Annotated in this window: 22 protein-coding genes; 14 read left to right on the top strand and 8 right to left on the bottom strand. The window is 38.7% G+C overall.

Annotation, left to right across the window (positions count from 1 at the left end; all coding sequences use genetic code 11):
* The first annotated feature begins 30 nt into the window (after positions 1-30).
* From H4J56_RS00595 to H4J56_RS00575, 5 genes are all read left to right on the top strand, one after another.
* Complete coding sequence (locus tag H4J56_RS00595; protein ID WP_182244143.1) at positions 31-762, top strand: SURF1 family protein; 732 nt, start codon at positions 31-33, stop codon at positions 760-762.
* A 26-nt stretch (positions 763-788) separates the two neighbouring features.
* On the top strand, positions 789-1,349 hold the full coding sequence (locus tag H4J56_RS00590; protein WP_182214460.1) for a hypothetical protein: 561 nt from the start codon (positions 789-791) through the stop codon (positions 1,347-1,349).
* Between the two features lies 1 nt (position 1,350).
* Complete coding sequence (locus tag H4J56_RS00585; RefSeq protein ID WP_182221318.1) at positions 1,351-2,358, top strand: heme A synthase; 1,008 nt, start codon at positions 1,351-1,353, stop codon at positions 2,356-2,358.
* Positions 2,359-2,367: 9 nt separating this feature from the next.
* Positions 2,368-3,312: a heme o synthase gene (gene cyoE, locus H4J56_RS00580; protein ID WP_182214456.1), complete on the top strand. Its 945-nt coding sequence runs from the start codon at positions 2,368-2,370 to the stop codon at positions 3,310-3,312.
* Positions 3,313-3,487: 175 nt separating this feature from the next.
* A complete protein-coding gene (locus H4J56_RS00575; protein ID WP_182258713.1) occupies positions 3,488-4,129 on the top strand; it encodes an SCO family protein in 642 nt (213 codons plus the stop codon).
* Between the two features lie 58 nt (positions 4,130-4,187).
* On the opposite strand, the gene H4J56_RS00570 is transcribed toward H4J56_RS00575, so the two are convergent.
* On the bottom strand, positions 4,188-5,237 hold the full coding sequence (locus tag H4J56_RS00570) for a polysaccharide deacetylase family protein (protein WP_182258712.1): 1,050 nt from the start codon (positions 5,235-5,237) through the stop codon (positions 4,188-4,190).
* Positions 5,238-5,330: 93 nt separating this feature from the next.
* Between H4J56_RS00570 and H4J56_RS00565 the strand changes: the two genes are divergently transcribed.
* Positions 5,331-6,698 carry an MATE family efflux transporter gene (locus tag H4J56_RS00565; protein WP_310733554.1) on the top strand — a complete coding sequence of 456 codons (1,368 nt, stop codon included), beginning with the start codon at positions 5,331-5,333 and terminating at the stop codon, positions 6,696-6,698.
* Here the strand turns inward: H4J56_RS00565 and H4J56_RS00560 are convergent.
* Positions 6,688-6,942: a hypothetical protein gene (locus tag H4J56_RS00560; RefSeq protein WP_182244142.1), complete on the bottom strand. Its 255-nt coding sequence runs from the start codon at positions 6,940-6,942 to the stop codon at positions 6,688-6,690. The genes H4J56_RS00565 and H4J56_RS00560 overlap by 11 nt on opposite strands.
* A 58-nt stretch (positions 6,943-7,000) precedes the next feature.
* Positions 7,001-7,579, bottom strand: coding sequence for a Fe-S biogenesis protein NfuA (gene nfuA / locus H4J56_RS00555; RefSeq protein ID WP_070375496.1), 579 nt, complete (start codon positions 7,577-7,579; stop codon positions 7,001-7,003).
* A gap of 244 nt (positions 7,580-7,823) precedes the next feature.
* On the opposite strand from nfuA, the gene H4J56_RS00550 reads away from it, so the two are divergent.
* Positions 7,824-10,400 carry a M14 family zinc carboxypeptidase gene (locus H4J56_RS00550; protein WP_182258711.1) on the top strand — a complete coding sequence of 859 codons (2,577 nt, stop codon included), beginning with the start codon at positions 7,824-7,826 and terminating at the stop codon, positions 10,398-10,400.
* A 61-nt stretch (positions 10,401-10,461) separates the two neighbouring features.
* On the opposite strand, the gene H4J56_RS00545 is transcribed toward H4J56_RS00550, so the two are convergent.
* Complete coding sequence (locus tag H4J56_RS00545; RefSeq protein WP_182221314.1) at positions 10,462-11,268, bottom strand: ComF family protein; 807 nt, start codon at positions 11,266-11,268, stop codon at positions 10,462-10,464.
* A 68-nt stretch (positions 11,269-11,336) separates the two neighbouring features.
* Here H4J56_RS00545 and bioH point away from each other — a divergent pair, with 68 nt between their 5' ends.
* The 3 genes from bioH to H4J56_RS00530 all read left to right on the top strand — a co-directional run bounded on the left by bioH (position 11,337) and on the right by H4J56_RS00530 (position 13,633).
* On the top strand, positions 11,337-12,137 hold the full coding sequence (gene bioH, locus H4J56_RS00540) for a pimeloyl-ACP methyl ester esterase BioH (protein WP_220465887.1): 801 nt from the start codon (positions 11,337-11,339) through the stop codon (positions 12,135-12,137).
* 194 nt (positions 12,138-12,331) lie between these two features.
* Positions 12,332-12,646, top strand: a complete 315-nt coding sequence (locus H4J56_RS00535; protein WP_182242180.1) for a hypothetical protein — start codon at positions 12,332-12,334, stop codon at positions 12,644-12,646.
* Positions 12,647-12,649: 3 nt separating this feature from the next.
* Positions 12,650-13,633, top strand: coding sequence for a putative metalloprotease CJM1_0395 family protein (locus tag H4J56_RS00530; RefSeq protein WP_182258710.1), 984 nt, complete (start codon positions 12,650-12,652; stop codon positions 13,631-13,633).
* A gap of 123 nt (positions 13,634-13,756) precedes the next feature.
* On the opposite strand, the gene pyrE is transcribed toward H4J56_RS00530, so the two are convergent.
* Positions 13,757-14,410: an orotate phosphoribosyltransferase gene (gene pyrE, locus H4J56_RS00525; RefSeq protein WP_182214442.1), complete on the bottom strand. Its 654-nt coding sequence runs from the start codon at positions 14,408-14,410 to the stop codon at positions 13,757-13,759.
* A gap of 26 nt (positions 14,411-14,436) precedes the next feature.
* Entirely contained in the window at positions 14,437-15,150 is a 714-nt protein-coding gene (rph, locus tag H4J56_RS00520) for a ribonuclease PH (protein WP_070375502.1), read from the bottom strand.
* Positions 15,151-15,304: 154 nt separating this feature from the next.
* On the opposite strand from rph, the gene H4J56_RS00515 reads away from it, so the two are divergent.
* The 4 genes from H4J56_RS00515 (at position 15,305) to H4J56_RS00500 (ending at position 19,075) form a co-directional block, all read left to right on the top strand.
* On the top strand, positions 15,305-15,802 hold the full coding sequence (locus tag H4J56_RS00515; protein ID WP_083277985.1) for a thioredoxin family protein: 498 nt from the start codon (positions 15,305-15,307) through the stop codon (positions 15,800-15,802).
* A 4-nt stretch (positions 15,803-15,806) separates the two neighbouring features.
* The gene (locus H4J56_RS00510) at positions 15,807-16,526 is read left to right on the top strand and encodes a gluconate 2-dehydrogenase subunit 3 family protein (protein ID WP_182258709.1); all 720 of its coding nucleotides are present in this window, start codon (positions 15,807-15,809) and stop codon (positions 16,524-16,526) included.
* Positions 16,523-18,232, top strand: a complete 1,710-nt coding sequence (locus H4J56_RS00505; protein ID WP_182258708.1) for a GMC family oxidoreductase — start codon at positions 16,523-16,525, stop codon at positions 18,230-18,232. Before H4J56_RS00510 ends, H4J56_RS00505 begins: the two co-directional genes overlap by 4 nt.
* A gap of 186 nt (positions 18,233-18,418) precedes the next feature.
* A complete protein-coding gene (locus H4J56_RS00500; RefSeq protein ID WP_182258707.1) occupies positions 18,419-19,075 on the top strand; it encodes an HAD family hydrolase in 657 nt (218 codons plus the stop codon).
* Between the two features lie 59 nt (positions 19,076-19,134).
* On the opposite strand, the gene H4J56_RS00495 is transcribed toward H4J56_RS00500, so the two are convergent.
* Both H4J56_RS00495 and H4J56_RS00490 read right to left on the bottom strand, forming a co-directional pair.
* Positions 19,135-19,800 (bottom strand): YceH family protein, encoded by a 666-nt coding sequence (locus tag H4J56_RS00495; RefSeq protein WP_070375507.1) that lies wholly within the window; start codon positions 19,798-19,800, stop codon positions 19,135-19,137.
* A gap of 138 nt (positions 19,801-19,938) precedes the next feature.
* Complete coding sequence (locus tag H4J56_RS00490) at positions 19,939-20,802, bottom strand: YicC/YloC family endoribonuclease (RefSeq protein WP_182258706.1); 864 nt, start codon at positions 20,800-20,802, stop codon at positions 19,939-19,941.
* Between the last annotated feature and the right edge of the window lie 31 nt (positions 20,803-20,833).

The raw sequence follows: 20,833 nt of genomic DNA, 5'->3' as shown, positions 1-20,833 counted from the left end.
CGCTTTAAGCATATTTAAGGAATTAATTGTTTGAAAAATTTTATATCAAACATTCGCCTACCTTGGTTGATATTTACCCTACTTGTTTTTTCCGGATTAGTAAAACTCGGATTATGGCAAAGTGATCGTGCTTTACAAAAAGAGCAACGCATCGCAACCATTACACAATTGAGCCAAACACAAGCCTTGTCACTTTCTCAAGTGCTCTCAGAAAAAAATGAAATTAATGATCTACCGATCACTATGTTTGGGGAATTTGATAATAATACTATTTTTTTATTAGACAACCAAACGAATAAAGGACAATTAGGTTATCGTGTTTATCAAGTGTTTAATAGTGGTGAGCAGGCGGTCTTAGTTAATTTAGGTTGGGTAGTAGGTTCTATAAATCGTCAAGAAATTCCCGATGTGCAGGCTATTACTGGAAAGTATCAACTATCAGGTCACGTACGTAAAATAGAGCAAGGCATAATGTTAATGGAACAAGTCTTGGTTAAAGGTGAGTGGCCATTGCGTGTTCAGCAGATAGAATTAGATAAATTTTCAACATTAATTTCACGTCAACTCTTGCCCTTTGTCGTCTACTTAGATAAAACAGAGAGTGTGGGTTATGAAAAAAATTGGCAACCAATTGTTATGCCGCCTGAAAAACATCGTGCTTATGCCTTTCAATGGTTTAGTTTGGCGATAGCATGGTTATTGTTGATGATATGGGCGTCAATTAAATTGGGTAGAAATAGTGAACAAGCGTTAAATCACTAATAAAAAAAATAATAAGGTCTAAGTGTATGAATGATGTATCACAGAAAAAATCTCGTCGTAGTATGGTCATGGTGCTGGGCGCTTTTATCCTCCCTATCGTGTTAGCAAAACTCGCCTTAACTCAAAATTGGCTTGATTATGGTGTGACGAACAAGGGCACTTTAGTTGAGAATGAACTGACTTTAGAAAAGTTAGGCTTGAGTCAACCCGCTTTACAAAAAACTTGGTCAATTATTTATAGCTTGCCACAGCATTGTGATGATCACTGTGAACAAACGTTACTTAGTGTTAATAACTCTTACATAGCCCTGGGTAGAGAAATGCCCAGAGTAAAGCGCGTCGCACTTTCTCCTAATCCACTCTCACCTCAGCAAACGGAAAGGTTAACTGAAAACAGCTGGGTGATCATTTCTACTCCAAGTCTAGTTGATGACTTTTTATCAGATACCAAAGTCTTAGTTGTTGACCCTTTAGGTAATGTGGTTTTATCTCATAAACCACCGACAAATGATGATGCTCAAGCAATGTTTGGTAAAGAAATCTTAGCCGATATGAAGAAATTACTTAAGTATTCAAGGGTGGGTTAAGATGAAAAATCGTGTTAATCATCGTGTTCGTACCTTAGTCTTAATTAGTATTCTATTAGCACTAATCGTGGTTAGCTTAGGTGCTTATACGCGCTTAACGCATGCGGGTTTAGGTTGTCCAGATTGGCCAGGTTGTTATGGATTAATTGATGTACCTGCAACCGCAGAACAAATTATTAAAGCAGAGCAAGCATTTCCAGAAAGAAAAGTTGAAGCGCATAAAGCATGGAATGAAATGATCCATCGATATTTTGCTGGTGCGTTGGGTTTATTAATTCTAGCGATAGCATTTATGTCTTACCGACAACGCGATCAAGGTACGCCATTAAGGTTGCCGATGTTGATACTCGTGGTGGTCATTTTCCAAGCGGCCTTGGGCATGTGGACCGTAACCATGAAACTAATGCCGATTGTCGTTATGGGTCATTTACTTGGTGGTTTTACAACCTTGAGTTTGTTATTTTTATTATACTTACGCTTGGCTGACTTTAGGGTACCAGGTGGTGATTTCGCCATTAAGAAATATGGCAGATACGGCTTAATTGGTATTGTACTGTTAACCGCACAAATAGGTTTAGGGGGCTGGACATCGTCAAACTATGCTGCCTTGGTTTGTACTGAATTACCTATTTGCCAATCAGGCTGGCAAGAGCAAATGACCTTCGAAGATTCATTTGATTTGATCCCACCAGAAAAAGATAGTTACGAATTTGGTCATTTATCTCATGCTTCACGTGTAACGATTCATGTTGTTCATCGATTAGGAGCCATTGTCACTGGGCTTTATCTTTTTTGGTTAGCATTAATGGTATTTCGAAAATCTCAATCTGCATTTTTTAAGAATGCAGCTATTAGCTTAGCGTTTATTCTTAGTTGCCAAATATTATTGGGTATTAGCAATATCTGGTTCTCATTACCGTTAGCAGTTGCGGTGAGTCATAACGTGGTAGCAGCATGTCTAATGTTGTCTTTGATCACGTTAACCTACAGTTTACGACGGAAATTATAAGGAATACTTATGAGCGAATCAGTATCAACAGAAAGCCCAAACGGGCCAGCAACTACACCTGAAGTTATAGAGACTAAAACCGCTATTTGGCGAGATTATTATGAAATCACTAAGCCTCGTGTAGTGGCACTCTTAGTTTTAACCGCTCTGGTGGGGATGTGTCTTTCTGTACCGGGTACCATTCCATGGCAAGTACTTATTCCTTCAATGGTGGGTATTGGCTTTTTATCATCAGCCGCCGCCGCGATAAATCACATTGTTGATGAACGAATTGACAGTATTATGGGGCGAACTTATAACCGGCCCGTTGCTACGGGACGTTTAACGCCGAGAAATGCGACTTTGTTTGCTATGTTTTTAGCGGTCAGTGGTTTTGCCATTTTATATAGCTTGGTTAATCCCTTAACGGCATGGCTTACTTTTGCAGGTTTGGTGGGTTACAGTTTTGTTTATACTATGTATTTGAAACGTGCTACGCCTCAAAATATCACGATAGGTGGCTTAGCTGGAGCCATACCCCCACTGTTAGGTTGGACAGCAATGACCAATGAAATACACCCTAATGCTTTGTTATTAGTGTTATTGATTTTTACTTGGACACCTCCTCATTTTTGGGCTTTAGCGATACATCGTAAAGATGAATATGCAAAAGTAAATATTCCCATGTTGCCGGTAACCCATGGGGTAAACTTTACAAAAACCCAAATTTTACTTTATACCGTGTTACTTTTTGTTGTTGGCTTGTTACCTTATTTAGTGGGAATGAGTAATTGGTTATATTTAATTGGCGCAGTAACATTGAATCTGATGTTTTTTGCTTACGCCTGGAAACTTAAGTTTAATGCCGATGAGAATACGGCAATGGACACCTTTAAGTTTTCAATCGTACATTTAATGGGCTTGTTTATTATCCTATTACTTGACCATTATTTATTACCTATGATACCAAGCTGATTAATTATCTGCTCATTATTAAGGGTAAGGACAAAACTACTTCGATATAATATTTAGTAGTAGGATAACGACTTACTAAATTTTATATCGGGTATTTATCTATTTTTCTAGATGAAAAGTAGACCATTTAATCAGTCAAATGGTTATTGGATAAGACAAACGGAAATAATTAAATATGAACAAGTTGTTGTATGTCATTGTCGCCCTTGTTGCTGGTGCAGTAGGTTTTTTTGTCTTTCAAAAAGCGACAGTATTACCACAGCCCGAACATGCTTTATATTATCAGCAGGTTCGGGAAGTTAAGCCGTTTCAATTAACGAATCATCATAACCAAGCCTTTACCAAAGAACAATTAGCCAATAAATGGTCGTGGGTATTTCTAGGGTATACTTCTTGTCCTGATGTTTGCCCGACTACATTACAAGAACTAAACTTTGTTTATGACGATTTAAAAGCGATCAGTAAAGATACACAAATTTTGTTGGTTTCTGTTGATCCTAGTAGAGATACGCCAGAAAAATTAGCTCAGTATATAGCTTACTTTAATGAGGAGTTTATTGCGCTTACGGGTGACCATGGTGTGTTATTTCCGTTTGCTCGTAACCTTGGCATGATGTACGCGATTAACGAGCCTGAAAGCGATGAAGCCGACAATAATGGTTACTTAGTCGATCACAGTGCTTCTTTAGTGTTAATTAATCCACAGGGAGATATCGCGGCTATTTTTAAGCCTAGACAAGCCTTGGGTGTATTACCTACCATTGATGGCGAGAAACTGGTCAGTGATTTTGCAAAGATTGTAAAATTAGCTGAATAAAGGAAACTTGTCATCCTTAACTTTATGGGCTGACAAGTTTATTAAATCGCTATATTTGTTAAAGCGGATACCACTGCATACCTTCTTTTAAGACAAACCAAGGCTTTGAGTACCAATAATAACGTCCTGGCTCACTAATACTTGGCGCGGTACAGTTACAGCGAACACGGCCAATGGGCAAGGACGCGCTATAATTAATGGTAAAGCTATTTTCTTCTTGCCATTCTATTTTTTGTCGACCTAAACCCGAAATATAACAGTTCAATTGTGCGGGAAGAAAATCTTCAACGACAACATCAAAAGTCACTGATTTTGATTGGTTATACTCGACAATAGTACTTGCATTCTCATTACGTAAAGTCATGTTGAAAGGTAAAGATTTTAATTTATCACGCAGACTAGATATTTGATCATAGGGTTTTGACGCAGGAAAACGTGGCACGCTTGTTAAATCTGTCGCTAAGCCTACGGCTCCTGATTGTTGTGAAAAAGCAATGAAATCGTTTTGTGCTACCCATTGTTGTACTGCCGGAGTGTACTCACCATAAGGGTAGGCAAAATAGCGCCAACTTTGTCCGGTTTTTTCTTTAATAATACTTTCAGCCTCTAATAATAGTTCAGTATGTTTTATTAGCCATTGCTGTTCGGTTAAACCTTCACTAATACGGGCCATAGAGTCATGTTCCATGCCATGGTTAGCTATAATAACGCCTTGATCAGCCATCGTTTTAAGTTGTTGCCAAGTAAGATAGTTACTCGAACCACGCTCAACAATGGCAGGGTTGATAAAAATCGTAAAAGGATAATTAAATTTGTCGAGAATAGGCTTACCATTGAGTAGAATATCAAGATAAGCATCATCAAAAGTTATTGCCACTGTTTTGTCAGTAATAGGTTGCTGTTTCTTGATAGAATTCATTAAATCTGAAAGCGCGATAACATTGAAATTGTTATCAGATAAATACTGCATATGAATTTGAAACTGTTCCTGTGAAATACTAGTACTTGCCGGTGTTTTGTCACTAACATGGTGATATTGTAAAATTACAGCGGCAAAGCTAGAAAAGTGAAAGCAAGATAGCAATAGTGCAGGTAATAAAAATTTCATGAGTGAAGCCCTTGTTTAGTCAGTCATAAAAATAGCGCGTTTTGCTTTCTTTTTATAGTAAATTTTCAGGTAATTTTTATATGGAATACTTTTTTGAACGTTAATACTATCAACCACCATAAACAACTATTCCTCATCGCCTTACCGATGATTTTTTCAAATATCACCATACCTCTTCTAGGCTTAGTTGATACTGCTGTTTTAGGACATTTAGACCAAGCCTATTACCTAGGTGGCAGTACAGTCGGGGCAATGATTATTACCTTTGTTACTTGGTTGTGTGGCTTTTTACGTATGTCGACTACAGGTCTTACCGCTCAGGCATTAGGTGAAGAAAACGCACAAAAAAGTTTATTGGTTCTGCTACGAGGTTTGTTAGTGGCTTGCTTAATTGGTGGTGCACTGATTTTGTTACAGTCTTTTTATCTTGATCTGAGCTTGGGTTTAGCCGGAGGATCTGAACAAATACAATTTTATGCTAAGCAATATTGTGATATCCGTATTTGGGGTTTGCCTGCTGCGTTATCAAATCTTGTTATATTAGGATGGTTGTTGGGCAATCATAAAGCTAAGGCTGTAATGTGGATATTGATCGTCACTAACCTAATTAACTTGTCGCTAGATCTATTGTTTGTCTTAGTGTTTGATTGGCAAGTGCAAGGGGTGGCGTCAGCAACGTTAATCGCTGAATATTCAGGTGTTATTATAGGGTTGGCTTATATTATTTTTGCGCAACAGACAGGTAATCGACAACCCCTAAAAAGTATATTAATAAAAATGGTGGGAAAATTTACAGCTATCAGAGATCAGTTATTTGAGAAGTCAGCGCTGACCAATTACTTTCAACTTAATCGAGATATTCTTATTCGAACACTGTGCTTAGAGATTTGTTTTGTCTTTATTACTTTTCAAGGGGCTAGGTTAGGCGATGATGTTATTGCAACTAATGCCATTTTAATGAACTTTGTTTTGTTAATCTCATTTGGATTAGACGGCATTGCCAATGCAGCAGAAGTGTTAGTGGGGAAAGCACAAGGGCAAAAGAATCTTAAACAGCGTAATTTTGTCGTTAAAATCGCTTTATTTTGGACGGGACTCTTTGCGCTCACTTATAGTGCACTCTTTGCCATAGCAGGTGATTTCTTGATTGGTTTACTAACCGATATTCCAGAGGTTGTTTTCTCGACCGAACAATATGTACATTGGATGATTATTTTACCGGTATTAGGCTGTTGGTGTTATTTATTTGATGGTGTTTTTGTCGGTTTAATGAAAGCCAAAGTGATGCGAAATAGCATGATAATTGCGACCTTTGGTTGCTTTTTTCCAATGTGGTGGCTATTACAAGGCTTTGGTAATCATGGGTTATGGGCTGCATTTAGTGTGTTTTTGCTTGTTCGAGGATTAAGCTTAGCTTGGCATTATTATCGCGTTATAGAAAAACAACCCATTAGTCTTTAATTTTTTTATTTGTCTGACGATCAAAAATATTGAGTAAACGATTAGCAAAGATCCCACTGTAACCCCAAGCAGAGGTTAACAGACCAATAGCTAAAAAAACAATGCCGGCGATTTGCCAATAATAATGGTAATAGTAACCGATAAAAATTAAGCAAGCGCCAATAGCAAAAAGACCAAGTCCGCGAGTAAAAAGCACTAAGCTTCTTTGCGGGTCTTGGCCTAATTTTTCAAGTATTGTCATCATTTTAAATTAATGAATAACTCAGCAGTCAGTATAGTTGTCAGGTTAACGAACAAATAACTTAATAGTAAGAATGATCACCACGTTCGTGTTCAGTCATATCACGAACACCTTTTATCTCGCCTGCCATTGTTTCGAGAAGTTGTTTTTCGATGCCATCTTTTACAGTGACATCAATTTGACTACAACCATTACAGCCACCACCAAATTGTAGAATAGCGAAACCGTCGTCAGTAATTTCCATTAACGTACACTCACCACCATGGCCAGCTAACTGTGGATTAACTTCTGCTTTTAAGAAGTAGTCAACACGTTCGAATAATGGCGCATCGTCATTTACTTTTCTTAATTTAGCATTTGGCGCTTTTAAGGTTAATTGTGAACCCATTTGATCTGTGGTGAAATCTATTTCAGCATCTTCTAAGTACAGCTTACTGTCACCGTCAATATAAGCAGAGAAGTGTTCGAATTTCATTTCAATATCTTCAGGTTCTATCGCGTCAGCTGGGCAGTAAGACACGCCACACTCTGCACTAGCAGTACCTGGATTAACAACAAATACACGGATACTTGTGCCTTCTGCTTGTTGTTCTAATAATTTAGCGAAATGCGATTGTGCTGTTTCGGAAATATTGATCATCACGGTTATTACTCTCTTACACTTGTTACCAAAATTTCTCTAAAGTTTCTCACGGACCTTAGAGATTGAAAATATTAATACCTGACTAATTTAGTCAGGTATTAATATTTTACGCTGTTATCTACCTATACGCTAGTGAAATTATAGTTAATTGAAATAACAATATGATAAAAAGAGACAGTTATTCTGGTGTGTTTCGATAGATTTTGGTATTTTATTGTTATTGAATTCAAGGATATATTTTATGTTACCACGATTGTTTTTAGCCGTGCTGGTCGGTTTTTTTATTTTTTCACCATTGAGTTATGCGGCAAAAGTTACCGACTATTTACCAACAGATCACACTTACAATCAAGCTATTCCAACCCCAGAAAGCTCATTAGGCTTTGGCATTGGCGAGCGACATATTCGTCATGATCAACTCCTCAACTACATCAAAGTATTAGCAAACAGCTCAGAGCGGATCACACTGACGGATATTGGACAGACCCAAGAACTACGCCAGCAAGTGCTATTGACGATTTCTTCTAAAGATAATTTAGCTAATTTGAGTAAAATATTGGCAAAAAGATCAGCCACGGGGAGCGCCGATGACATCAGTTCACCGTTAGTCATTTGGCTTGGCTACAGTGTACACGGTGATGAAATTAGTGGCGCTAATGCGGCAATGGCCGTGGCATATCATTTGGCGGCAAGTGAAAACACAGATATAAAACAAATGCTAGAAAATACCCTGATTGTTATTGAGCCAAGTATTAACCCTGATGGCATGGATAGATTTGTGCAATGGGCGAATATGCATCGCGGCAGCACACCTAATGCGGATCCTAATCATATCGAGCATCACCAAGGTTGGCTTACCGGTCGTACCAACCATTTTGGTTTTGATCTTAACCGTGACTGGTTATTACTCGCACAAAAAGAAAGTCAACATAGATTAGCGTATTTTCACCAATACCAGCCTCATGTATTAGGCGATTTTCATGAGATGAGTGCCAATGACAGTTACTTTTTTCAGCCAGGCATTCCAACGCGTACTCACCCATTAACGCCAAGTGCCAATACAGAAATGACACAACTTTTAGCAACCTATCATGCGAAGGCACTTGATAAAAATGATCGCCTTTATTACAGCCAAGAAAATTTCGATGACTTTTATTACGGGAAAGGCTCTACTTACCCAGACATTAACGGTGGAGTCGGTGTTTTATTCGAACAAGCAAGTAGCCGAGGTATGCAACAAAATAGTGATAATGGCTTATTAACCTTTGAGTTTGGTATTCAAAATCACGTATTAACTTCACTCTCGACCATTGAGGGGGCATGGAAAAATAAGACCAAGCTACTGAGTTACCAGAAAAACTTTTATAAAGAGTCAGAAAAATTGGCTGATCAAGAAAGCTTTAGTGGCTACTTATTACATGAAACACATGATTCTTATCGCCTCAACGTCCTACTTGATAAATTAAAACAACATCAGATTCAGGTCTATCCGCTAACTGAAGACTTTCGTTTAGCTGGCGTTGTTTATGCTAAAGAACATAGCTTCTATGTGCCATTAGACCAGCGTCAGTATCGAGTTATTCAAGCGTTGTTTTCGCAGCAAACTCAGTTCGAAGACAATACCTTTTATGATGTTTCGGGTTGGACAATGCCACTGGCAATGGATATAGACTTTTATCGGGTTGGTCGTACTTGGGGACTAAAACTGGCAGATAATGCTTGGGAGAAGCCAACAAATATAGCGGATAACAGTGGTATTGAGCAACAGGCGTATGCCTACGCATTTGAGTGGCATCATTTTTTAGCACCCAAATTACTCAATGACTTACTTAATAAAGGTATTAAAGCAAAGGTTGCTACAAAAACGTTTTCGTCACGATTTAAACTTGATGGAAAAATGGTTAATAAAGATTTTGCGCGAGGCAGTATTATTATTCCTGCGGGCATACAAACGCAATTAAATTGGCGTGATATTGTCACGCAAAGTAGTCAAAAAATTGATATACCTATTAATAGCTTGTCGACGGGATTAACCGTTAAAGGTATAGATATAGGTAGTGGCTCTTTCCGGTTATTATCGCCAGTAAAGGTTTTAATGCTTGGTGGTAAAGGCGTTTCTCAATACGAGAGTGCAGAGATGTTATTTTATCTTGACGATACCCTGTCAATCCCTGTAACGGTTGTAGAGCAGCAGCGTTTAGCAAAAATTGAGTTAAGTGGCTATAGTCATATTATTATGGTTGATGGCAAATACGATTCTCTTGGACAAGATAATGTCGATAAAATAGCGGCATGGACAAAAAGTGGTGGTGTTATTTTTGGGCAGAAACGAGCAGCTAAATTTTTATCAGAATATGAATTACTGGCGATGAACTTCGTTACTACTAATGAAATCAACCAGTTATTTGATACGGATAATGTACGCTACCAAGACAAAGAAAAACTGGCTGGGCGTAAACGTATTGCTGGCGCGATTTTTGAGTCAACACTCGATACCTCGCATCCGTTAGCTTATGGTTATACGGATAACCGTTTACCGTTATTTCGCAACAGTACATTAATTTTGCAACATAGTTCAAAGCCGTTTATCTCAGTGGCGAAATATAATGCACGGCCATTATTGAGCGGTTATGCTGATAAAAACATGGTCAATCGAGTGGCAAATTCTTCAGCTATAGTCGCCCATAATTATGGTAATGGGCGAGTGATTGCCAGTACTGACAATTTAGCTTTTCGTGGCTATTGGTTAGGCAGTTCAAAGCTAATAGCGAACAGCTTATTTTTTGCTAAAGCATTTAACGCTTCTACTACTCATTAATAATTTGTTGAAAGATGAAAAGATTTAAATTGTGTAAAGCTAACACCGTATAAGTTAACTTTTATTGAATTTTGTTATTAGGTAAAGATAAACAAAGGCTTAATACGGTAACTTTTTTAACGCCATTAGCTTTCAATAAACGACAAATTTCATTACACGTTGAGCCTGTTGTTACCACATCATCAAGGAGCAATACGTGTTCAGGTAAACGTGATTGTTGATCGCTTTTATTGACTAAATATTCGCTTGACAGTTTAAAGGCATGGCGTAAATTTTTACGGCGAATAACACCGGTTTGACCCGCTTGGCTTTTATCGTGACTAATACGCTGCAATGCATCTGGACAATAGGGCATTTGTGCAAGGCGGGCAAAATCTTCTGCCAATAAATGCGCTTGATTAAAGCCTCGCGTTTGCCATTTTTTCATGTGTATTGGTACGGACAATAGTAAGGGTTGATGGGGACAATGCGTATAAGGTTTATTTTCATACGGTAAGGCGTTTTTCCATTGTTTAAATAATAAAACACTCAGTAAAGGGACTAATTCAAAACGGCCGTGATACTTTAGTTGCCTGACCCATAAGTCTATGGGCCATTGGTAAGCTGATACTGAGATTAACTGATCAAAAATTCTTTTAGGTAATATAGTATTTATCGCTGGCCAGGTTAATAAATCACCGTGTAATTTTTTTAAATCAAAAAGTGGTAAATCAGCCAAGCAAAAATCACAAATAAGCGCTTGGCTTTGACAGCGACCACCACATAAGTCACAACAACTTAATTGTGTTTTAAACAACTTTAAACGATCAATAAAGTTAAATGATTTTTGTTTTAAATATTGAATAAATTTTACGTGGTTAAATTCCATTTAATACCTTCTTTAAGTAAACTGTCGTTAACTTCGTGTAATAAAAATTAACGGTAATACCCTCTATTATGAGCATGGCAGAAACTTTAAAAATATCGAGTCAAGGGTGCGGACTTCCGCTAGTTTTTATTCATGGCTGGGGATTAAACTCAGGCGTTTGGCAACCGAGTGTCGAGGTATTAAAAGAGCACTTTGAAGTGATCACTGTCGATTTACCTGGTTTTGGTGCCAATTTAGAACACTCAATATCTCCTTATACTTTAGCTGAAGTTGCATCATTAATAGCGCAATCTGTAGCAAAACCTGCGGTATATATAGGTTGGTCGTTAGGTGGTTTGATTGCCAGTGAAATAGCATTAAATTTTCCAAAGCAAGTGAAAGCATTAATCACGGTCGCTAGCTCGCCTTGTTTTGTTGAGCAAGAGAACTGGTTTGGCATTAAGCCAGATGTTTTAGCGATATTTCATCGACAACTAGCAGAAGATACCGCCAAGACGATTAATAACTTTTTAAAAGTTCAGGCGATGGGCAGCCCTCATTTACGTCATGATATTAAATTGCTACGAGAACTCGTTATGCAGTTTCCAATGCCAACCAAATCAACTTTAGATGAGTCGCTGCAATTATTGACAACCGTTGATCAGCGCGAAAGTCTCGCCCAAATATCGATACCCTACTTGCGGTTATACGGAAAGCTTGACGGCTTAGTGCCGCGCAAGGCAATTACAGCTATTACTGCATTATCACCTAACAGTGATGTTGTTATTTTTGAGCAGGCATCACATGCACCTTTTATTTCTCACCCGGAGGCGTTTCTCGAAACACTAACGACTTGGCTAGCCCCTTTAGTTGAAGGTACTTATCGATAAATCGATCCTTTACTTTTTAGTCGTATTGTATGATAATTGAACAAAGATGTTGCAGGGTTAAATAGCAAAAACTGAGTACTTAAGCCGATTAGTTAAGCTAAGTATTTAAATTAAATATGTAAATTAAGTCTGTAAATTTAGTATTTACTTATTTGTTCATTGATATTCTGTTAATAGGTATAGAGGAGTTTGTTATGGAAATACAATCAGCATTAGCAAGTGGTCTACAAGGCTTTCAAAAAGCGCAAGGCGATGTCACAGAAGCTGCAGCAGATATTGCGGCTAACTTAGCTGTTAGTCCTGAAGATTTTGGTATTGGCCAAGAAAACAATACTGATAATGCACCTAGCCCAAATACAGCTAGTAAGAATGCTAGTTCAGCAGAATTACCAGACCTTACCAAAGCCGTTGTCGATTTAAAAGTTGCAGAATTTCAAGCGAAAGCGTCCGCCGATGTTATTCAAACAGCTGATGAAACTTTAGGCACGCTATTAGACGTTCGAGCATAACCGATGAACATCACGCCGCAAACGCCTACTCTGTCTATTCCTACTGCGGTTAATCCGCAAACGGATAGCTTGCGTCGTGAAAATAATATCCGCGAAGTTATTGCAAAACCAGCGGCCTCAAACCAGTCTGCAGCAGAAAAAGGGGTAGCTTCTGACAGAGAAAGAGGCAGAACCCCTGCACAGAATAATGAAAACTTTGATTTTGAAAGCATCCGCAAGCAAGCGGAATCAGCAACAAAAACGATTAGCGGTGATAGTAATCGCGAGAGTGGTTCATCAGAGCAACAATCTGCAGCTGAGACTTTTCTAGCAAACGAAAATGCTATTGAAGATGATAGTGAAAATGGTCAAAATTCAGCAAGCTCCCCTGATGACAAACCGGCTCCTAACAGTCGAGAAGCTTTTACCGAACAAAGAATTATTAATGAGCTACAACTAAGAGATCAAGAAGTACGTGCTCATGAATTGGCACATGCTTCTGTCGGTGGCGCATCAACGGGCTCACCTTCATATACTTTTGAAATGGGTCCAGACGGAAAGAAATATGCTGTTGGTGGTGAAGTTTCAGTAGACCTTTCTACGGTTAATGGCGATCCAAGAGCAACCATAACGAAGATGCAAAAGGTCTATGCCGCCGCACTAGCACCTGCCGATCCATCAATTCAAGACACCCGTGTTGCAGCTTCAGCGTCGCGAGCTATTTTACAAGCGCAAACAGAGCTGGCCGCGATTAGTTCAGCAGACACCAGTGAAGCAAAAAATGTAACCGTCCAAGGTAAGTCTCGTGATGTCTTTTCAGCAGAAGAAAATCAAGAAACAGAAGATTTTGATACACTAGTTAATCGCACGTTAGCGTCTCAGGACGAAATTATAGCTAACCGTGATAGTTCTGTTGATGAGCGAGCTTTAAGAATTGAAAACCTCTATGCTGGCATTACTCAAGCTTATGAAAAAGAACCCAGTTTTCATTTCCAATTAACGGCCTAAAACCTCTTAAGCCTAAACCTCTTAAGTTATTGCGCTATAAAGAAAAAGCCTCATTATTAATAAATAATGAGGCTTTTTATTGTGCTTGTATCATTAAGCTAAAGTGATATTAATGATTGTCAGCTAAATACCGTAATTCTCACGGTATTTATTAATACTCGCTAAACTTGTCGCTAATGCAGGTTGCAAAGCAAGGTTCTCTTCAAGGTAAGTAACCACGTCAGCTAGGGTAACAATGGCAATAACTTCTGTACCAAAGTCACGTTCAACTTCTTGAATAGCAGATAATTCACCTTGGCCTTTTTCTTGGCGGTCAAGAGCGATTAATACACCAGACAATTGAGCGCCATGGGCCTTAATAATTTCCATTGATTCACGAATAGCAGTGCCGGCAGTAATAACGTCGTCCACTAACATTATTTTACCTTGTAAAGGAGAGCCAACTAAGCTGCCACCTTCACCGTGAGTTTTTGCTTCCTTACGGTTAAAACAATAAGGCATGTCCATACCGTGATGATCAGCTAATGCTACTGCAGTGGTGGTTGCAATTGGTATGCCCTTATAAGCTGGACCGAAAAGCAAATCAAACGCGATAGTAGAATCAACGAGTGCTTGTGCGTAAAAACGACCTAAGCGTGCTAAATCACCGCCGGTATTAAATAAACCCGCATTAAAAAAGTATGGACTTGTACGGCCTGACTTCAAAGTGAATTCACCAAAGCGAAGTACTTCTTTCGCTAGAGCAAATTCAATAAATTCACGTTGATAATCTTTCATCTTTATTCCCACTTTAATCAGAGTATTTAGCTAAGGGCTAACTTTTGTAAATCAAATAATTCGTTAATACTATCTTTTGCTAACGCTAGCATATTGTGCATTTCATCAAAACTAAACGGCGCTTCTTCTGCTGTGCCTTGAATTTCAATCAATTTGCCTGTGTCTGTCATAACGACATTCATATCGGTATCGGCAGCAGAATCTTCTGGGTAATCAAGATCCGAAACGGCTTCACCTTTATAAATACCAACAGAAACTGCTGCTATCATATGCTTTAATGGATTAGTTTTAATAATATCTTTAGCGCGCATATAATTTAAAGCATCGACTAATGCGACACAAGCACCGGTAATGGAAGCAGTACGTGTACCGCCATCAGCTTGTATAACATCGCAATCGACGCTAATGGTATTTTCACCTAGGGCTTTCAAATCGACAGCTGCGCGCAATGCACGAGCGATTAAACGAGATATTTCCAACGTACGACCACTTTGTTTGCCGTTAGCTGCTTCTCTGCGCATACGGGTGTGGGTAGAGCGAGGTAACATGCCATACTCTGCTGTGATCCAACCTTTACCTTGTCCTTTTAAAAAACGTGGTACACCGACTTCTACTGAGGCAGTACAAATAACTTTGGTGTCGCCAAATTCAATTAATACTGAACCTTCAGCATGAGTAGTAAATTGACGAGTAATGGTTACAGGACGTATTTGACCTGGAGTTCTGCCGCTTGGACGCATGTTAATATACCTATGGTGAAATAATTGTTGCGCATTATAATCGTTCAGCAACAAATTTGACATAATCACGTGAAAACAATTTGAAATATAGTTAATCTAATTAGGGTCTAGTTAGCAGTACTTTACAATATCCTAATTTATATTGAGCCTATTTATGAAAAGCTTTGTTGTGTTAATGCTTGTTACTTTCGCTTCTTTTTTGTTAATAACACCCGCCTCAGCCATTAACGCTGATGATTTACCTAAATACAGTAAAGTCTATGATGAAAAAAGTGATCCCTTTAAAGATGCGAATGCGGCAATAAAGCTAGCTCAAAAAACTCAGCGTAATGTGCTAATTGAAATTGGTGGCAACTGGTGCAGTTGGTGTAAAAAAATGGATGTTTTTTTGGCTGAAAACCCTGAGGTTTATCAGAAGCTCCATAGTGAGTTTGTCTTGTTAAAAATAAGCGTCAGTGACAGTAATGAAAATGAAGCGTTTATGAAATCGTTACCACCCGTTTTAGGCTATCCTCATATGTACGTATCAACAAGTAGCGGTAAAATGCTTTTATCAAAAGATACTGCCGAATTACTCGTTGGTGAACAATATTCTAAAGAACAGTGGTTAGCCTTTCTTAATAAATGGCAAAGCAGTGAGACAAAAGGATAAATCAATGTCAGGTACAGCATTAAATAAAATCAACAGCTTCTTTGATAAAAATTATCAAACACCATCTTGGTTATCACATAAGTTCTCTCGTCGTAAATTATTGAAATCAGCGGCGGGAGCAACGGCAATCTCTGCACTTCCTGCGGTAGCGTTCAGTCAACATGAAAAAGATAAAGTGTTTGAGACTTTGCAGGCAGAGCCTTGGTTAACCTTGAATGCCGTGCTTGATCATCTCTTACCAGAATCAAGTAATGGTCCAAGCGCCAAAGAGTTACAAGTCGTTATTTATTTATATAACGTTGTTTATCAGCAACCCACTGAAAAAAGTGAAATTGACTTTATTTTTAAAGGTGTCGGTTGGTTAAATGGTTATACACAAAACCAATTACAAAAAAACTTTACTGAGTTAAGCAAAGTCGAAAAAGAAACTATGTTACGAGGGATCAGTGGCTCGAGAGCGGGCGAAAACTGGCTCAATAATCTACTGGGTTATATTTTTGAAGCTATGTTATCGCCACCTGCTTATGGCGGTAATCCAAAAGGTACTGGTTGGCAATGGCTAGAGCATCAAGCGGGCTTTCCATTACCTGAAGCGGGTCAACGTTATTTCGAGTTACCCAAACGTTCGGTGACCAGCGACAAAAGTGCCAACAACATTATTCAATCAAAAGACTTATTAGCAAATAAAAAGTGGTCGACAGTTAAAGGAAGTAACAAAGCATGAGTTTTGATATTTGCATAGTTGGTAGTGGTGCAGGGGCATCGCCTGTCGCTTATACATTAGCGAAAGCTGGCGCTAAAGTATTAATACTGGAAAAAGGTCCGTGGTTAACCGAGAAAGAATTTTTCAAAGATGAATTAGCGATTAGTTTACGTGATTCTTATAATCCCAAACTGGCTGATGAACAGCATGTTATTGAAGAAGAATATCAAACCGCTGACGGAGAAAACTATTGGCAAGGCGAGCCAACAAGTGAGTCGGGCTGGAGCTTCTGGAACGGTAATGTTGTTGGTGGTTCATCTAACTTTATGAGCGGTTATTTTCATCGATTAAAGCCGGTAGATTTTAAGTTAAAGTCAACCTTTGGTGATATTGAAGGCGCTAATATTGTCGATTGGCCGATCAGTTACCACGAGCTTGAACCTTTTTATGCGCAAGTAGAACGAGATGTTGGTGTCTCGGGGAAAGTTGTTTCACACCCTCATCAAGAACCACGCTCAACCGATTTCCCATACCCGCCATTAGTTGATCATCAAGTATCAGACTGGATTGACAAAGCAGCAAAAAATATTGGCTATCACTCAATGCCAGTACCTCGTGCCATCTTATCGACTCCAGCCATGGGACGAAAAAGTTGCGAGTATTCAGGGTATTGTAGTAGCTATGGTTGTTCAACCGGTGCCAAAGGTAGTGGTCGAGCTGCTTTGTTAAACCATGCCGTGGCAACGGGAAATTTAACCATTAAAGCGAATGCTAAGGTTTATCATATAGCGAGTGATGATGAAGGTAAAATATCTGCCATCCATTATTACGACTCACAAGGTCGAGAACAAAAAGCCACAGCAAAAATTTATGTTGTTGCTTGTCAAGCGGTTGAAACATCGCGTTTATTGCTGGCTTCCAAAGGGAAAAAATTCCCACAAGGGCTTGCGAACAATAGCGGACAAGTGGGTAAGAATTTAGTGTTTAGTGGTGGAGGTACAGGTAAAGGGGACTTTTTATTTGCTGATTTAACAACGCAAAAGCAAGCTCAATTAAAGCAAGTTGGCCCTTTTATAAATCGTGCTTTACAAGACTGGTATCAAATTGACGATAAAAGCTTCTCTGGTGCTAATCAACAAGGTCAAGCGAAAGGCGGCACCATAGACTTTCTCTTTTATCAAAACCCTATTGCTCGTGCACAAGGGCAACAATTCAATGATGCAAATGAGTTAGTGTGGGGCGAGCAATTACAGAAAAACTTAAAAGAAGAATTTACCACTTATAAAACCTTACGTTTTGAAGTCTTTAATGACTGGTTACCCACCGACGATTGTTTTGTTAGTTTAGACCCAGAAGTCACTGATAAATGGGGGCAAGCAGTCGCCAAGGTAAGAATTGGTGCACACCAACATGATAGGGTGGTTGGAGAGTATCTAGCGGAGAAAGGCAAGAAGTTGCTGGAAAGTATGGGCGCAAAAAATATTACTAGCTCTGTTAGCAGCTACCCGCCAACAAACTTAATGGCAGGAGGTTGCCGGTTCGGTAATGACCCCAAAACATCGGTATTGAATAAATACTGTCAAGCCCATGAAGTCAATAATTTATATGTTACCGATGGCTCATTTATGCCCACAGGCGGTAGTGTACCCTACACGTTTACCATTTATGCCAATGCATTTCGAGTTGCAGAGCATATTAAACACCGTTGGCAAGAGCCTATCATTTAGCCATTGTTATTGGGGGGAGTGTTGTGAGGAGATAAAAGCATACCCTCACAACAGTTTATTGATTAGGTTTTAACGAGACATCAATTTTCTAAGGCTAATCGACGAGTCTGATCTGAATTCGCTATAGCCACGTATTACTGCACAGTTTAATTATAACTTGGTGTAATAAATTGCTAATCAAAGCGAATGTTATTATTACACTTAATTCGTTTGTCCGATAACGGGAGTAATACAGTATTGTTAGCACATAAACCATTAGGGGTGATATTTGATCTCGACAACACCTTGGTCTCTTCATCTTTAGATTTTGATAGTATAAGAGCTTCCTTGGGGTGTCCAAAAGGCATAGATTTATTAGATTTTATTGATGCTTTACCAGAACATCATCAAGTTGAGGCTCATGAGGTGATAGTAGAATATGAAATAAATGATGCTATGACGGCAAATAAGTTGGCGGGAACCGACCAAATTTTAACTTTATTAGCTGAGTTGTCTCTACCTTGTGCGATTGTTACCAGAAATTGTCGACAAGCAGCGGCGATAAAAGTAAAAAACAATAATATCAATATTGAGATATTACTGACCCGAGAAGATCACAAAGCTAAACCAGCCCCTGATGCGTTACTACATTTAGCTGAGCTTTGGCAGATAGCCCCTGAAAACTTATTGTATGTTGGTGATTATTTATATGATTTGCAAGCGGCGCGAAATGCTAACACCATGTCTTGTCTTATCAATTATGGTATAACAGCAAGCTATGAAAATTTGGCAGATGTTGTCGTTCTCGACCTTAATGAATTAAGCGAGACAATTAAGCAAGTATCGATTGTAGAACATGCATAATGGAATTATCTGCAGTGTATGTTCTTTACTGCAGACATTCATGCACATTAAATCGTTAATTACTTATTTTCAAGTAATGCTGTTAGGCATGATACTTGTTCGCTCAATACGGTAACTTGCCTTTCTAGATCTGCTACTCTTTGCTCCAGACGAGGCTGATTTTCAGATGAACTATCGTCTATATCGACAATGTTAGTATCAGCTAATTGATTTTCATGGGTATCAGAAAGTAAATGAACGTAGCGAGAATCACGTTTGCCAGGCTCTCGCGCTAGCTTTTTGACTAATATCTTACTGTTTAAATTTTGCAATTGATGCAAAGTCGTTTCAACTTCACTGACATCGGTAAAGTCAGCTAAACGATTGGTACGAGTTCTTAACTCTCCCGGGGTTTGCGGCCCTCTTAGTAATAACACACAAATAATGGCTTTTTGCTGGCGTGTAAATTTTAAATGACCAAACTCAGTATCACAAAAACGATGAAAATATTTATTTACCCTTACCGAAGCTTTTCTATCTACCATTAATTGATTCATTTCTACTAATTCATCGACTAAGTTTTGCACATCACTTTCAGAAAAATTCGTTACCGGCTCACGGTTACTTTTTTGATTACAGCCTAGGGTAATACCATTTAATGAAAGTGGATATTGCTCAGGTGTTGTGATTTCTTTCTCAAGCATTACACCAATAATGCGGCATTGGTTGGCGGATAGTGTGATCATTTTTAAAGTTTCCTGACAAAAGTCTTTGCTGATGTTATACCAAGCTATGTCTATATTTACTATGTTAAGTTGTCTTTTCAGCCATAAAAAAAGCCATAGTTTGCTATGGCTTTTAAAAGAATCAAACCTACTTAATACCTATTCGATATTCGCGATCTGCTCACGCATTTGCTCGATAAGTACTTTTAGTTCGACAGCTGCATTGGTGATATCAACATTAATCGATTTAGATCCTAAGGTATTCGCTTCACGATTAAATTCTTGCATCATAAAATCTAGGCGACGACCTTGTGCACCACCTTTTGTTAGGATGCTTCTTGTCTCTTTTACATGGCTAAATAGGCGATCAATTTCTTCGTCAACATCCATTTTTTGCGCAAGTAACACTAGCTCTTGTTCAACTCGGCTTGAATCAAGCTCAATTTTGGCGTCGGTGAATTTATCGGTGATCCGCTTACGCTGCCATGCAATGATTTCAGGCATAAATGCTTTTACTTTGTCTGACTGATCAACAATACCTTCAAGGCGTTGTTCAATTAATACTTTTAAGTTTTCTCCCTCACTTGCCCGAGCATCAATAAAGTCTTTTAGCGCTTGTTCAAATCCTTCCAAAATTTCTTTTTGAATGTTGGTCATATCGGCTTCTTCAGCTTCCATGACACCAGGCCAGCGCATTATTTCTAAAGGATTTAATTGACTATTAAGTGTTTGTTCGTTTATCCAACCTGCGTGCTGCAGCAGTTGTTCAGCTAAGCCTTTATTAAGTGATAAATTGTTTTTTGCTGATGGATTAGCATTGAAACGCAAGCTGCACTCTACTTTGCCACGATTCAATTGTTTACGAAATCGCTCGCGCAATGCCGGTTCAATGCTACGAAATTGTTCTGGTAAACGGAAGTAAGTTTCCAAAAATCGTTGATTTACAGATCGAATTTCCCAAACTGCATTACCCCAATCACCTTTCACTTCAAAGCGAGAAAAAGCCGTCATACTATGGATCATATTGTTATCCGTTTACTGAATCTAAAAATTA

This window comes from Colwellia sp. BRX8-4 (assembly GCF_014077345.1).
Classification (GTDB): Bacteria; Pseudomonadota; Gammaproteobacteria; order Enterobacterales; family Alteromonadaceae; genus Colwellia_A.
Note: the sequence above shows the minus strand (reverse complement) of the source record. Positions and strands in the feature narration are given on the sequence as shown.